Annotated in this window: 15 protein-coding genes; 5 read left to right on the top strand and 10 right to left on the bottom strand. The window is 48.2% G+C overall.

Annotated elements, in window-relative coordinates; all coding sequences use genetic code 11:
* From ACK5NH_RS14070 to ACK5NH_RS14055, 4 genes are all read left to right on the top strand, one after another.
* Positions 1–235, top strand: a 235-nt coding sequence (locus ACK5NH_RS14070; protein ID WP_416921036.1) for a hypothetical protein, incomplete at its 5' end; no start/stop codon positions are given.
* A 41-nt stretch (positions 236–276) separates the two neighbouring features.
* Positions 277–489, top strand: a complete 213-nt coding sequence (locus ACK5NH_RS14065; protein ID WP_416921034.1) for a DUF2892 domain-containing protein — start codon at positions 277–279, stop codon at positions 487–489.
* A gap of 25 nt (positions 490–514) precedes the next feature.
* Entirely contained in the window at positions 515–913 is a 399-nt protein-coding gene (locus tag ACK5NH_RS14060; RefSeq protein ID WP_416921032.1) for a rhodanese-like domain-containing protein, read from the top strand.
* Between the two features lie 582 nt (positions 914–1,495).
* A complete protein-coding gene (locus ACK5NH_RS14055; protein WP_416921030.1) occupies positions 1,496–3,925 on the top strand; it encodes a S8 family serine peptidase in 2,430 nt (809 codons plus the stop codon).
* Between the two features lie 40 nt (positions 3,926–3,965).
* Here the strand turns inward: ACK5NH_RS14055 and ACK5NH_RS14050 are convergent, their stop codons facing one another.
* The 10 genes from ACK5NH_RS14050 to ACK5NH_RS14005 all read right to left on the bottom strand — a co-directional run bounded on the left by ACK5NH_RS14050 (position 3,966) and on the right by ACK5NH_RS14005 (position 12,554).
* On the bottom strand, positions 3,966–4,511 hold the full coding sequence (locus tag ACK5NH_RS14050; RefSeq protein WP_416921028.1) for a YaeQ family protein: 546 nt from the start codon (positions 4,509–4,511) through the stop codon (positions 3,966–3,968).
* 85 nt (positions 4,512–4,596) lie between these two features.
* Positions 4,597–5,508 (bottom strand): precorrin-2 dehydrogenase/sirohydrochlorin ferrochelatase family protein, encoded by a 912-nt coding sequence (locus ACK5NH_RS14045; protein ID WP_416921026.1) that lies wholly within the window; start codon positions 5,506–5,508, stop codon positions 4,597–4,599.
* 35 nt (positions 5,509–5,543) lie between these two features.
* Entirely contained in the window at positions 5,544–5,903 is a 360-nt protein-coding gene (locus ACK5NH_RS14040) for a rhodanese-like domain-containing protein (RefSeq protein WP_416921023.1), read from the bottom strand.
* A 297-nt stretch (positions 5,904–6,200) separates the two neighbouring features.
* Complete coding sequence (locus tag ACK5NH_RS14035; protein ID WP_416921021.1) at positions 6,201–6,518, bottom strand: DUF2007 domain-containing protein; 318 nt, start codon at positions 6,516–6,518, stop codon at positions 6,201–6,203.
* A 257-nt stretch (positions 6,519–6,775) separates the two neighbouring features.
* The gene (gene secF / locus ACK5NH_RS14030; protein WP_416921019.1) at positions 6,776–7,723 is read right to left on the bottom strand and encodes a protein translocase subunit SecF; all 948 of its coding nucleotides are present in this window, start codon (positions 7,721–7,723) and stop codon (positions 6,776–6,778) included.
* Positions 7,724–7,735: 12 nt separating this feature from the next.
* Positions 7,736–9,586, bottom strand: coding sequence for a protein translocase subunit SecD (gene secD, locus ACK5NH_RS14025; protein WP_416921017.1), 1,851 nt, complete (start codon positions 9,584–9,586; stop codon positions 7,736–7,738).
* Between the two features lie 17 nt (positions 9,587–9,603).
* Entirely contained in the window at positions 9,604–9,936 is a 333-nt protein-coding gene (yajC, locus tag ACK5NH_RS14020) for a preprotein translocase subunit YajC (protein ID WP_011622166.1), read from the bottom strand.
* A gap of 26 nt (positions 9,937–9,962) precedes the next feature.
* The gene (tgt, locus tag ACK5NH_RS14015; protein WP_011622165.1) at positions 9,963–11,087 is read right to left on the bottom strand and encodes a tRNA guanosine(34) transglycosylase Tgt; all 1,125 of its coding nucleotides are present in this window, start codon (positions 11,085–11,087) and stop codon (positions 9,963–9,965) included.
* A 161-nt stretch (positions 11,088–11,248) separates the two neighbouring features.
* Positions 11,249–12,286, bottom strand: a complete 1,038-nt coding sequence (gene queA, locus ACK5NH_RS14010; protein ID WP_416921014.1) for a tRNA preQ1(34) S-adenosylmethionine ribosyltransferase-isomerase QueA — start codon at positions 12,284–12,286, stop codon at positions 11,249–11,251.
* A 64-nt stretch (positions 12,287–12,350) separates the two neighbouring features.
* Positions 12,351–12,554: a hypothetical protein gene (locus tag ACK5NH_RS14005; protein WP_416921012.1), complete on the bottom strand. Its 204-nt coding sequence runs from the start codon at positions 12,552–12,554 to the stop codon at positions 12,351–12,353.
* A gap of 182 nt (positions 12,555–12,736) precedes the next feature.
* Between ACK5NH_RS14005 and ACK5NH_RS14000 the strand changes: the two genes are divergently transcribed.
* Entirely contained in the window at positions 12,737–13,363 is a 627-nt protein-coding gene (locus ACK5NH_RS14000; RefSeq protein WP_416921010.1) for an ACP phosphodiesterase, read from the top strand.
* The last annotated feature ends 41 nt before the right edge of the window (positions 13,364–13,404 follow it).

Here is a 13,404-nt window from a genome sequence, read left to right as displayed (position 1 = left end):
CTTTGAGCGTGCCGTAATTCATTCGGGCGCAGTGCGGGCCAAACCTATTATGCTGACCGCCTTGGCAGCCATGATAGGCGCCCTGTTTATCCTGGACGATCCTATCTTCAACGGGCTTGCGATCAGTTTGATTTTCGGGATTTTTATCTCGACCTTACTGACATTAATCGTGATCCCAGTGCTTTACTATGCCGCGATGAAAAATCGCATCAACTTAACTCAAACAGCCGATTAACCCACAATAGGCAGCCACAGCGCTGCCTCTAGGAGCAACCTATGTCACTCGAACGCAGCATTATGGCCTTTGCCGGTTTTATGGTGTTATTGTCTTTGGTGTTAACCGCTTTTGTACACCACAACTTTATGTGGTTAACGGCCTTCGTTGGCGCTAACCTATTCCAAAGCGCTTTCACCGGTTTTTGCCCTGCCGCAATGGTATTACGTAAATTGGGCGTCAAATCCGAGGCTGAAATCGCGAAACAAAGTTAATGCATATTTGCAAAGGAGAAAGTCAGTGTTCAACAAGTTACTGTGTCGCAGTAAAGCGCTACTCGGGGTGGCCCTCTTGAGTCTGTCATCGCTCGTCTTAGTATCGCACGCGGCAAGTGCAGCCGATCAAGAGCCCCAAGTTGCATGGGAAAAAATCGCTGCTGGCGCTATGGTGCTCGATGTACGTACCCCAGAAGAATTTGCTGCGGGCCATTTAGCCAATGCGGTTAATATTCCCTTTGAGCAAGTCGCCGCCGAGTTTGCTAAACGCGGTATCGCCAAAGATACGCCTGTGGTGTTGTATTGTCGTAGTGGCAGACGCAGCAGTATCGCGACCGAGGCTTTAGTCGCTGCAGGTTACACTCAGACCTATAACGGCGGCGGTTATCAAACCTTAGCCGACGCTAAGTCTAAAACAGAGTAAATCACTCTTTTACTTACGGATTAAAAAGCGCCAAATGGCGCTTTTTGTATATTGTTCTTTTTTCAATCCTGCCACCAAGATAACTCAGTCGATTACGCTGTTAATTCGATACAAATAAGCCAATAAATTGGCAAATGCCAAACTGTCGACACCCAAATTCAATAAAACCGCATAATCAATCACTTGAATAAAATTCAACATCACATCCAAACAGATGTAGCCAATTTTTGAATTTATCATTCCAAAAAATTATATAAAGCAATTTCAATAAAATAGAGTCGTGCAATTTTCGATTTTTTCCAATTTACCGCTTAAAAATTCGCTTTTACTTATTCACCTTTTCCACATAAAAAAACATAAATATTTAAAAATATTGGTTACAACTTGTTACATATGAGTATTTATTCATTTAAAACGCTTATCGATAAAGTTATTTTTACCAACCACCATACCATTAACATTTAATTTACAAACACTTACACCAAAGATAAATTCTCTAACCGAGTAGCATCTGAGTCGTAGTTATTCTTTAAAAGCCAAAAATAATAATGATTAACACTAAATTGAACATGGAAGAAAAACATGACAATCAATCGAACCACTAAGATAGCCCTGAGTTTATCTAGCTTAGCTATTGCGATTTCAGCCGGTGTAAATGCAGCCCCCGACACTCCAGGTTTCGCCGCGGCAATGCAGGCACAGACCTCTCCTCTGCCTAAGCGCTATATCGTGAAATTTAAAAATGCCGATGCGCCAACGCTGATGTCAGAAAGCAGCCTGCAAAATAGCGAACAGCTACCCACCACGATGAATTATCAGCCTCAAGTGGCGGAAATTAGCGCCCAACACAGCGTGTTGAACAAGGCGCAAGCCAAAGAAATGAAGCGCATCGGCCGCAGTAACAGCTACTCAGTTAAGTTGGATAACAATGGCATTAAGGCTTTAAGAGCGCGCGCCGATGTGGAATATGTCGAAGAAGATATGCCACGCCACCTGCTAAGTGAAACAACGCCTTGGGGACAAACCTATGTAGGTGCAACCCAATTAAGCGACAGCCAAGCAGGCAACCGCACCATATGTATTATCGATTCAGGTTATGACCGTGGTCATAGCGACTTAAGTGGTAACAATGTCACGGGTACCAACAACTCAGGCACAGGCAGCTGGTACGATCCAGGCAATAACAACGCCCACGGTACCCACGTTGCCGGTACTATCGCAGCGATCGCCAACAACGACGGCGTGGTTGGCGTGATGCCAAATCAAAATGCCAACATTCATGTGATTAAAGTCTTTAACGAGTCAGGCTGGGGTTACTCATCATCCCTCGTGTCAGCCGTTGATACCTGTGTGGCAAACGGCGCGAACGTAGTCACCATGAGTTTAGGTGGTGCAGGTTCTAGCACCACAGAGCGTAACGCACTGGCCGCCCACTACAATAACGGCGTGCTGTTGATTGCTGCGGCCGGTAACGCCGGTAATAATACCCACAGCTACCCAGCCTCTTACGATGCGGTTATGTCTGTGGCATCGGTTGATAATCACAAAGATCACTCAGCCTTCTCTCAGTACACCAACCAAGTGGAAATCTCAGGCCCAGGTGAAGCGATTCTCTCTACCGTTACCCGCGGTGAAGGCCGTTTAGCGGATATTACTATCGGTGGTCAGTCATACTTCAATTCAGGTGTTGTGCCGCACAACCGTTTGACCCCTTCAGGCACTAACTATGCGCCAGCCCCCTTTAATGGCACAGCCACTGCCACCTTAGCAGAATGTAGCGTCAGCGGCTCAACCTTTAACTGCGGCAATATGACTAACAAGGTCTGTTTAGTTGAACGTGTCGGTAACCAAGGTTCTAGTTACCCTGAAATTAATGCGGTAAAAGCCTGTAAGAATGCGGGTGCCAGTGCGGCGATAGTTTACAGTAATAGCGCATTACCTGGATTACAAAACCCTTTCTTGGTCGATGCTAACAGCGAAATCAACATGGTGTCAGTGTCTGTTGACCGTGCAACCGGTTTAGCACTGCGTAACCAGTTAGGCGCAACAGTTACCGTGAGTAACCAAGGCAATAAAGACTACGAGTACTACAACGGCACGTCGATGGCGACCCCACACGTTTCGGGTGTAGCGACCTTAGTTTGGAGCTATCACCCAGAATGTAGCGCAGCGCAAGTACGTAATGCCCTCAAACAAACCGCTGAAGACTTAGGTACAGCAGGCCGTGATGACTACTATGGATATGGTCTAGTCAATGCCGTTGCTGCGAAAACCTTCTTAGATGCGTCTTGTAATGGCCCAACAGATCCGGTTAACCCTACACCCACTGACAGCGTGTTAGTGAACGGTGTGCCAAAAACTGATCTTAGCGGCGCTGCCAGTGAAGAACTGCATTTCTCATTTGAAGTGCCACAGGGCGCAACTAACTTAGGTTTTGTGATGAACGGTGGCACGGGTGATGCGGATCTGTACGTACAGTACGGCGCAGCGCCAACGACTTCAAACTACGATTGCCGTCCATACAAAGGCGGTAACAGCGAGTCTTGCCCAATCAGCAACGTTCAATCTGGTACTTATTACGCGATGGTGAAAGGTTATTCAGCCTTTAGCGGTGTATCGTTAACCGCAAGCTACACAGCCCAAAGCGGCGGTGGAACCCCTACCACGCCAACGAGCTACACCAACACCGATAACTACAATATTCCAGATAACAAAACCACAGGTATCACTAGCCCAATTACTGTGAACCGCACGGGTAGCTCAGGCACTGTGACTGCCGTGGTGAATATTGTTCACCCTTACATTGGTGACTTAAAAGTGCAGCTCATCAGCCCAACTGGCCAAACGGCAACACTACATAACAACACTGGCGCTGGCGCAGACAATATCAACAAGAGCTACACCGTTGATATGACTGGCGTTGAGTCAAGCGGTGTGTGGAAACTCAAAGCGGTTGATAGCGGTCGTGGCGACGTAGGCTATATCGATAGCTGGGAACTGAAATTCCAATAATGTTCGTCTAGAAAAAGAGCCTGCAATTGCAGGCTCTTTTTTATTGATAATCTTTAAGCATTTCGGGCTCGATAAGCACGCTGTGCTCATTATCCGATAACCAGATTTGCCCTTCACTGATGGACGCTTGCAGCGACATAGTCCGGCTCACTAACGCCTCCATCGCCGTCACCGACTCTTCGGCAATAGTCCACACTTTTAGGTTTTTATAACGCTCTAGGGCTGCTTGATTCTGTTTCCACCAAATGGGGACGCTACGACCACCGTAGGCAAATAGCTGCACCGCTTTCGCGCGGCCGCTGGCCTTACGCAGCCATTTCTCATCGGCTTGGCCAAACTCAATCCACAAGTCCACTTCACCAGAGAGACTCTTGTCCCAGAGCTCTGGTTCATCATCGACGCACAATCCCTTAGTAAAACTTAAGGTCTCGGAAGCGTTCAGGATAAAAGCCAGCAAGCGCACCATCATGCGACCATCGGTTTCGGAGGGATGCTGCGCTAACGTCAGCTGATGATCTTGATAATAACCTCGGTCCATATCGGCGATCTGAAGATTGACTTTGAACACGGTCGCTTTGAGAGCCATAGCAAATCCTAAGCTTAACGATAAAAATAAACGGCGAGTCTACCTAAGACTCGCCGTCAGCTCAAACAAACTGCGATAAAGAATGCTAAATCGCACCGGGGCGTAAATGCTTCGCCACCGGGAAATGTGCCTTAAGTTGGTCAATCTTCTGGGTATCGCCGACCAACAACATGCGCGAGCCTTGCTCATATTCACGACTGATATCACTCAGCGCAGGGAGCGATGCGCGGTTAGCATCTCGGCGTACTAGCTCAGCCAAATCGTCGGCCAAACTTGCCTCGCTGTAAATCCAGTCTAGGCGCTGTAATAACGGCATGGCCGCCAGCGGCAATAACTCGACGGGCGAGGCTTCATCCAATAACAGGATTTCCCCGCGGCTGATAATATGGTTAAAGGCATTTTGGTAATGCTCGGGAGTTCGCGCATCAAACCTATCGCCATTAGTGTCGAAAAAACGCTCCCAAAATAATCGGCGCGTCGCGGTTTTGGTAAGCCTTTGCTGAACTTCGAGACGTTTGTCGGCCACAAAGTCGAACAAGGGTTTAAGGGATTGCGGCAGGCTAGTCTCTAAGCGGGCGCGAATGGTGCGCGCAAACACGGGCGCTGCTCCAGCTGTGCTAATCGCCACCACAAGGCGGCCCCTGTCGACAATAGATGGGGTAATAAAGCGGCAATAGGCGGGATTATCCACGGCATTGACCCAAATCCCCCGCTCGGTAGCTAAGGTGGCCAATTCGGCGTTGAGCTTATCATTCGCGGTTGCTAGATAAATAAGATCGTAGTTTTGGATATCGGCCTGTACCACTTGCCGCTCAGACAATAAAATCCTGCCCGCATCGGCATAGGCCTTCACCTCGGGATTCACCTCGGGGGCGATCACATGGATATTCGCTTCGGTTCGCGTCAACAAGGCCAGCTTACGACTGGCGACATCCCCCGCCCCCACCAGCAGGACATTTAAATTAACAGTATCAATAAACAGCGGGAAATATTGCATGTAACTCGCCTATAAAAAATTAAACCTAGCCTAGATTAATCTTGCACTACAGGCAGTTGGCGTTGGATCCAGCCTTTATAACCGCCAATCAAAGAGGCCACCCTTTTATAACCCATAAGCTGCAAACTGCTGGCCGCCAGCACAGAGCGAGCGCCCCCCGCACAATACAGTAACAGAGGGGTATGTTTATCGGGAAAACGTTGTTCAATATCGCGCTCAATAACACCGCGACTCATGTGTTTTGCCTGCGGCAGATGATCCTGCAGCCACTCGTTATCCTCACGGACATCAATCAATACCCAAGTGTCGTCAGCTTGGTAGGCCTCAATACTCACTTCAACGACATGGGGCCGAATCGATTCGACAAGGGCCGAAAAAGCACTGGATGGATTCATCAGAGACTCCGTAGATAAGGGATTGAATGACTTAACGAATATAAGTTGGAGTGTAATTCGCTAAGGAGAGAGACGCAATCATTACCGTTAACGATGTGGGAAGCACGATAGGTTAATGCGCCTGAGCTCGGGTTAGGAAGGAATAAACGTCTTTAACAAGAACTTAGCCTTAATCTAGCACTTAGCGCTGATAACAAGGCGGTATCAGCACCAATAGCCAGCCGAGTAATTTCAACGCGCGAAGCGGTGCAAGCGGTTTGAGATACTGTAGATGAGTTGGAATGAGTTCAGTAGAGATTAGTTATGGCTTTCGCTGCGCTCGGCGCTGCAATGCCAACATAATTCAAAGTTGCCCTCGTTCATCTCGTGGCATTGCACGCATTGCCACTCGGGACTCACGACTTCTAAGGCGCTCAGCTGTGCCTGTGCTTTCGCCAGTTGCGATTCGCGCACCCAAAGCTCAATGTTGTGTAGCCCCGCAGGCAACTCACCCACACCGCCTAATAAGGCCTCGCCACGCAACTCCACATGAATACCACAGGCTTCTAACAATCCCTTCCATGTATGGGCCTGCAATAAATTTCCACCAGCAACTAACGTCTTACGTTCTTCCATGCGACATCCTACAACAATACTCTCTAGATATGGGCAGCCGACATCCTACTGTGAAATAACCGAGCCTGTCGAGCGCTGTTTTTTACAGCAGTTGTTAATGAAATTAACATTTAGGTTTTACAGCATTAGTCACTATAAAGTTGTGAGTTTGCTAGCAGATTATCGGAAAGGCCAAATTCTCAGTAAAAAAAAAGCCACCTCAGCGGTGGCTCCTTTTTCAATAGTCGTAATACACGACTTCGAGTATCAATGCCCGATTAAGGCATCATAGAAGGCTGGTCGGCGCCTTCTTTCTCAACTTCAACTGGCATCATATGCTCACGACAAATGCCCAGTTTGATCGCAAGGTAACTTGCTACGTAGATAGAAGAATAAGTACCGACGAAAATACCCAATAAGAGTGCTGTCGCAAAACCGTGGATCATAGTACCGCCCTTCAGGAACAGCGCCACAACAGTCACTAGCGTCGTACCGGTAGTGATAATGGTACGGCTCATGGTTTGGGTAATCGACAAGTTTACCACTTCTTCAGGCTCGCTCTTACGCATCTTGAGGAAGTTTTCACGGATACGGTCAAACACAACGATGGTATCGTTGAGTGAGTAACCCACAACCGTTAACAGACCCGCTAATACGGTCAGGTCGAATTCCAATTGGAATAACGAGAACACACCTAAGGTCACAATCACGTCGTGGGCCAGTGCCGCCACCGAACCGAAGGCTAAACGCCATTCAAAACGGAATGATACGTAGATCATGATACAGATAAGTGCGACTAATACCGCTAAAGCGCCCTGCTCGGCCAGTTCTTTACCCACTTGAGGACCGACGAATTCAACTCTTTTCTGCTGAACGCCCGCATCCACTTCCTGAGCCGCAGTCATCACAGATTTCACCTGTGCATCGCTGCTCACGCCTTCTTTAACCGACAGACGCACTAATATGTCACGGCTAGAACCGAAGTTTTGCACTACCGCACCATCTAATTCAGGCGCAGACAATTTAGAACGCAGCACGTTTAGATCTACGGGCTGAGTAAACTCCATCTCAACCACAGTACCGCCGGTAAAGTCTAAGCCCCAGTTGATACCTTTGGTCGCCAGAGATACCAGCGAACCAAACACCAAAATGGCAGACATGATACTGATAGGCAGCGCATGACGGAGGAAGTTAACCGTACGTTTTAAAGATAAAATTTCTAACATTATCACTTCCCCTTAGATAGACAGCGTCTTCACGCGCTTACCGCCCCAAATCGCGTTCACGATTGAGCGAGTACCCACGATAGCGGTAAACATCGATGTCGCAATACCGATCATCAGGGTCACCGCGAAGCCTTTGATCGCGCCCGTACCGACGGCGAACAGGATCAATGCGGTCAAGAAGGTGGTGATGTTAGCGTCGGCAATGGTAGAGAAGGCGTTACCGTAGCCTTCATGAATGGCCTGCTGTACGCTACGACCTGCACGTAACTCTTCACGGATACGCTCGTAAATCAGTACGTTACCGTCAACCGCCATACCCACGGTTAACACCATACCGGCAATACCAGGCAGGGTTAACACGGCGCCAGGGATCATAGACATCACCCCAACCACCATCACTAAGTTTGCCGTTAAGGCTAAGTTAGCGATCAAGCCGAAACTGCGGTAGTAAACCAGCATGAAAATAAGTACAACAGCCATACCCCAGATCATGGCTTGCATACCGCTTTCGATGTTTTCCGCACCTAAGCTTGGACCAATAGTACGTTCTTCCACAATAGATACTGGCGCAATCAGGGCACCAGCACGCAGCAACAGTGCGAGGTTTTGTGCTTCACCATGGCTTAAGCCAGTGATAACAAAGTTACGGCCTAAACGCGCTTGAATGGTCGCCACAGAAATCACTTCTTGGATTTTCTGCATCTTGACGCTGCCATCGGCATTACGCTCACCGCTGTCTTTATATTCGATGAATAAGGTCGCCATCGGTTTACCGATATTGTCCTTAGTCACGTTAGAGAAAATGGTTCCGCCTTTGGCATCGAGGTTGATGCTCACCTGTGGACGGCTGTATTGGTCAAAGCTGGGTTGTGCGCCGGTGATATGATCACCCGTTAGCATCACTTCCTTCTTCAGCACTACTTGGCCACCTTCACGGCGTTGGTAAACTTCAGAACCCGCTGATACACGGCCAGATTGCGCCGCGTTAGGGTCTGCTTTGTCGTCCACCATGTGGAATTCAATCGATGCAGTCGCACCCAAGATTTCCTTAGCACGTGCGGTATCTTGTACACCTGGCAGCTCAACGATAATACGTTCAGCACCTTGGCGTTGAACCACAGGCTCAGCTACCCCTAACTCGTTCACACGGTTACGGATAGTGGTAATGTTTTGCTGCAGCGCTTCTTCTTTGATCTGCTTGAGGTAGGTTTCGCTCATCACGGCCTGCAGAGCAAAGTCTTCACCCTTGGTCACATCGGTGAACACCATATCGTTGCTGCGTGATTTTAAGAAACGTTCTGCACTGGCTAAACTTTCAGCATCACGGAATTTAATCTCGATACCTTGCGCATTGTTGCGAATGCCCGCGTAACGGATTTTTTCTTCACGTAATTGTGAACGGAAATCGGCCACTTTGGCCTCTTCCATCTTGCGGATAGCTTCGCCCATGTCCACTTCCATCAAGAAGTGCACACCGCCACGAAGGTCCAGACCGAGTTTCATTGGGCTGCCGCCCATAGACTCGAGCCACTGCGGCGTTGCAGGGGCAAGGTTAAGTGCCACGGTAAACTTGTCACCTAAATCTTCGGCGATAGTTTCCTTGGCCAGCAACTGTTGATCCGCGTTTTGTACGCGAACCAACAATTGGCCTTTTTCAAGCTCAGAACGTTTTACCGCAATGCCCTTACTGGCTAACAGCTCGTTCACTCTGGCTTGGGTAGATGCCGTGACTTCAGCACCTCGAGTCGCCACTACTTGCACCGCATGATCTTCACCGAACAGGTTAGGTACGGCATAGAAACAACCTATGGCGATGACAAGCACCACCATAATGTTTTTCCACATTGGGTATTTATTTAACACGCCTGAGCCCTCTTGGCTTACAACGACTGGATAGAGCCCTTAGGCAATACAGCTGCAATGTAATCTTTTTTAATTGTAATTTGAGTAGTGTCGTTCAAGCTCAGTAACACGTAGTCATTTTCATCGCTGATCTTTGCAATCTTACCTAAGATACCGCCGCTGGTCAGGACTTCGTCGCCCTTGGTTAAAGATGACATAAGGTTCTTGTGCTCTTTAACACGCTTAGATTGCGGACGGAAAATCATGAAATAGAAAATCAGACCGAAAATCACCAGCATGAAAATCAATTCCATGGTGCCACCACCTTGTGGAGCGCCTGCAGCATTTGCATATGCATTTGAAATGAACATAGTTTTCTCTTCTTATTAGCAAAAAATCAATCGACTAACTCTGGTACTTCACGACCTTGACTGGTATAGAAGTCCTTTACAAAGGCGTCTAATGTACCCGTCTCAATCGCCCCGCGCAAACCTTCCATTAACATTTGATAGTATCTCAAGTTGTGAATGGTGTTTAAACGCGCACCCAGAATCTCATTACAACGATCTAAATGGTAAAGGTATGCCCGTGAATAGTTTTTACAGGTATAACAATCACACTTAGGATCGAGCGGTGAAGTGTCATCACGATGACGCGCATTGCGGATCTTGATAACCCCTTCACTGGTAAACAGATGACCGTTGCGGGCGTTACGGGTTGGCATCACACAGTCAAACATGTCGATACCACGACGCACACCTTCAACTAAATCCTCTGGCTTACCGACCCCCATCAGATAGCGAGGCTTGTCCGCAGGAATTTGTGGACAGACATGCTCAAGAATGCGGTGCATGTCTTCCTTAGGCTCACCTACGGCCAAACCACCGACGGCATAACCGTCGAAACCAATTTCGACTAAGCCTTTTAAGCTCTCATCGCGTAAATCTTCATAAACACTGCCTTGGATGATCCCGAATAATGAATTGGGGTTTTCCAGACGGTCGAACTCGTCGCGTGAACGCTTAGCCCAACGCAGTGACATTTGCATTGACTTGCGCGCTTCATCTTCTGTTGCCGGATACGGAGTACATTCGTCAAAAATCATCACCACATCACTGCCCAATGCATGTTGAATTTGCATTGATTTTTCAGGATCTAAGAAGATTTTCTCGCCATTGATTGGCGAACGGAAATGCACACCTTCTTCGGTAATTTTACGAATGTCACCCAAACTGAACACTTGGAAACCGCCCGAGTCGGTCAGAATAGGACGCTGCCAGTTCATAAAGTCGTGCAAATCACCATGCTTACGCATGATTTCTTCGCCTGGACGTAACCACAGGTGGAAGGTATTACCGAGCAGAATGTCCGCGCCAGTGGCACGAACCTCTTCAGGCGTCATCCCTTTTACCGTACCGTAAGTACCAACAGGCATAAAGGCTGGGGTTTCCACCGTGCCGCGTTCAAAAATCAAGCGACCACGGCGCGCACGGCCGTCGGTAGTGTCGAGTTCAAATTTCATAATTCACCTCGCCAGATAAACAGTCTGACTACATTTGTAATGGCACGCGCCATTTTGATTAACAATAGAGATAGGGGCAGATCCAAAAGGTTCAACCTTTGGCTGAAAAAAATTACCGCCCAAACTCAATGTGGGCGGCTATTTTAAAACAAAATCTTGGTCTAGTGAGCTTTTTTCGTCACAAACATGGCATCGCCATAGCTGAAGAAGCGATATTTTTGCGTGATTGCGTGTTGATATGCCGCCATAACATGGTCAAAACCAGCAAAGGCACTGACTAACATGATGAGCGTTGATTCCGGCAGATGAAAGTTAGTGACCATGGCATCGACCACTTGGAACTGATACCCAGGGTAGATAAAGATATCGGTATCACCACTAAAGGCTTTTAACTCGCCTTGGCTCGCACGGGCGGCACTCTCCAGTGAGCGCACGGACGTCGTCCCCACAGCGACCACTCGTTTGCCTGCCGCCTTGGTTTGGGCAATCAAATCCACCACGTCCTGCGGCACATTAGCCCACTCGGAATGCATTTTATGCTCGAGCACATTATCGACACGCACTGGCTGGAAAGTGCCTGCACCGACGTGCAAGGTCACAAACGCGATATTCACGCCCTTGGCCTTTAAGGCACCTAACATGGCATCGTCAAAGTGCAGACCCGCCGTTGGCGCGGCAACCGCGCCCGGGTTTTGGTTATACACGGTTTGATAGCGCTCTTTATCGGCATCCTCATCGGGACGGTCGATATAAGGTGGTAGTGGCATATGCCCTACCGCTTCGAGCACTTCTAAAATTGTGAGTTTGGAGAGGAGTTCGAGTTCAAATAACGCGTCGTGGCGCGCAGCCATCTTCATCTCATAACCGCCATCGAGGTGGATAATGCTGTCCACTTTCGGGGATTTAGAGCTACGCACATGGGCGAGAATTCGCTTATCGTCGAGCATACGCTCAACTAAAATCTCGAGTTTGCCACCACTGGCCTTTTGGCCAAATAAACGTGCAGGGATCACGCGGGTATTGTTGAATACCATTAAATCGCCGGGATTGATCATTTCCAGCAGATAGGTAAATTGTTTATCGGCGAGTGTGCCAGTATTGCCATCTAAGGTTAACAGACGTGACGCTGTACGTTGTGCCATGGGATAACGAGCGATAAGTTCATCGGGAAGATCGAAGGAAAAGTCTGTTACGCGCATGCAAAGGCCTCTAGATAGCTTAGAACGGCGGCTAGTCTATGGTTAGAGACCAATAAGATCAAGATTACTTGTTCGCGATATCCATATCCGTATCTGGTTCATTTAGCACATTTGAAGCTAACGCATCATCGACATCATATTTAGTGCGAGTCCGCGAAAAATGATCCATTCGAAAGCTATGTTGCTCATAGGGTATATCGACAAGCACTTTTTTACGCTTGGGGCACTCGTCTTTACCGAGCATTTTGGTGAACCAGTTCCACATCATCCATGATCCTTAACAGGTTAATTGATTGGTGCATTTTCAGCCCATTGTTAGCATTTACCCTCCTGTTGAAACGCTAACGTAAGCACTCCCTTAGAAAAGCACACGATTTTTGCCTATTTGCGCTTTCCTCAGCGCGCCCGCCCATGATACCGTGAACTAACGCGATTAACCAAGCACAAAAAATGAACATTCTTACACACTTACATCTGGCCGAGATCAGTAAAACCCACCTAGGCGCCAATCTGGCAGGCAATTTTATCACTGCGCCAATCGATTCTGCGCCGCAAGCACTTCGCCAAGGACTGTGGTTAAACCAAGAAATCAATCAGCTCTGCGCCACCCATGAACTGACCCAAGAGCTAATGGCACAGTTCCCAGCCCAGTTAACAAGCATAGCAGCAGATTTGATGTTCGTAAGTTTCGATCATTATTTAGCCTACTACTGGGAAGAATATCATCACCTGCCGCTGCCCGAGTTTAGCCAAAAGGCCTATCGCGAACTGGCAGAATTTGCGACGCAAAGCGATGAGTATCACCCTCAGCCCTGTCTGAACCTCATCGCCGATATGCGCAGTCAAGATTGGTTAAACGCTTACGCCACACCTAAAGGCATTCAACAGGCATTGGCGCAACGCGCAAAAGGTCATCCGCACTGTGCCTTATTTAACGGCGCGGATAAACTGCTAGCGAAAATGCAGATAGAGACAGAAACCGCCTTTCGCACCTTTTACCCTCAGTTGATGGCCTACACCCGTATTTGGAGTCGCAAAACCCCGAGTGACTATCTACCTAATGGCTCAGCCGACTAAGCTCGAAGTCGAACACCTCCATTCTGGTATCAAGCCTTGTT

The sequence above is a fragment of the Shewanella sp. genome (genome assembly GCF_047975355.1).
Lineage (GTDB): Bacteria > Pseudomonadota > Gammaproteobacteria > Enterobacterales > Shewanellaceae > Shewanella.
Note: the sequence above shows the minus strand (reverse complement) of the source record. Positions and strands in the feature narration are given on the sequence as shown.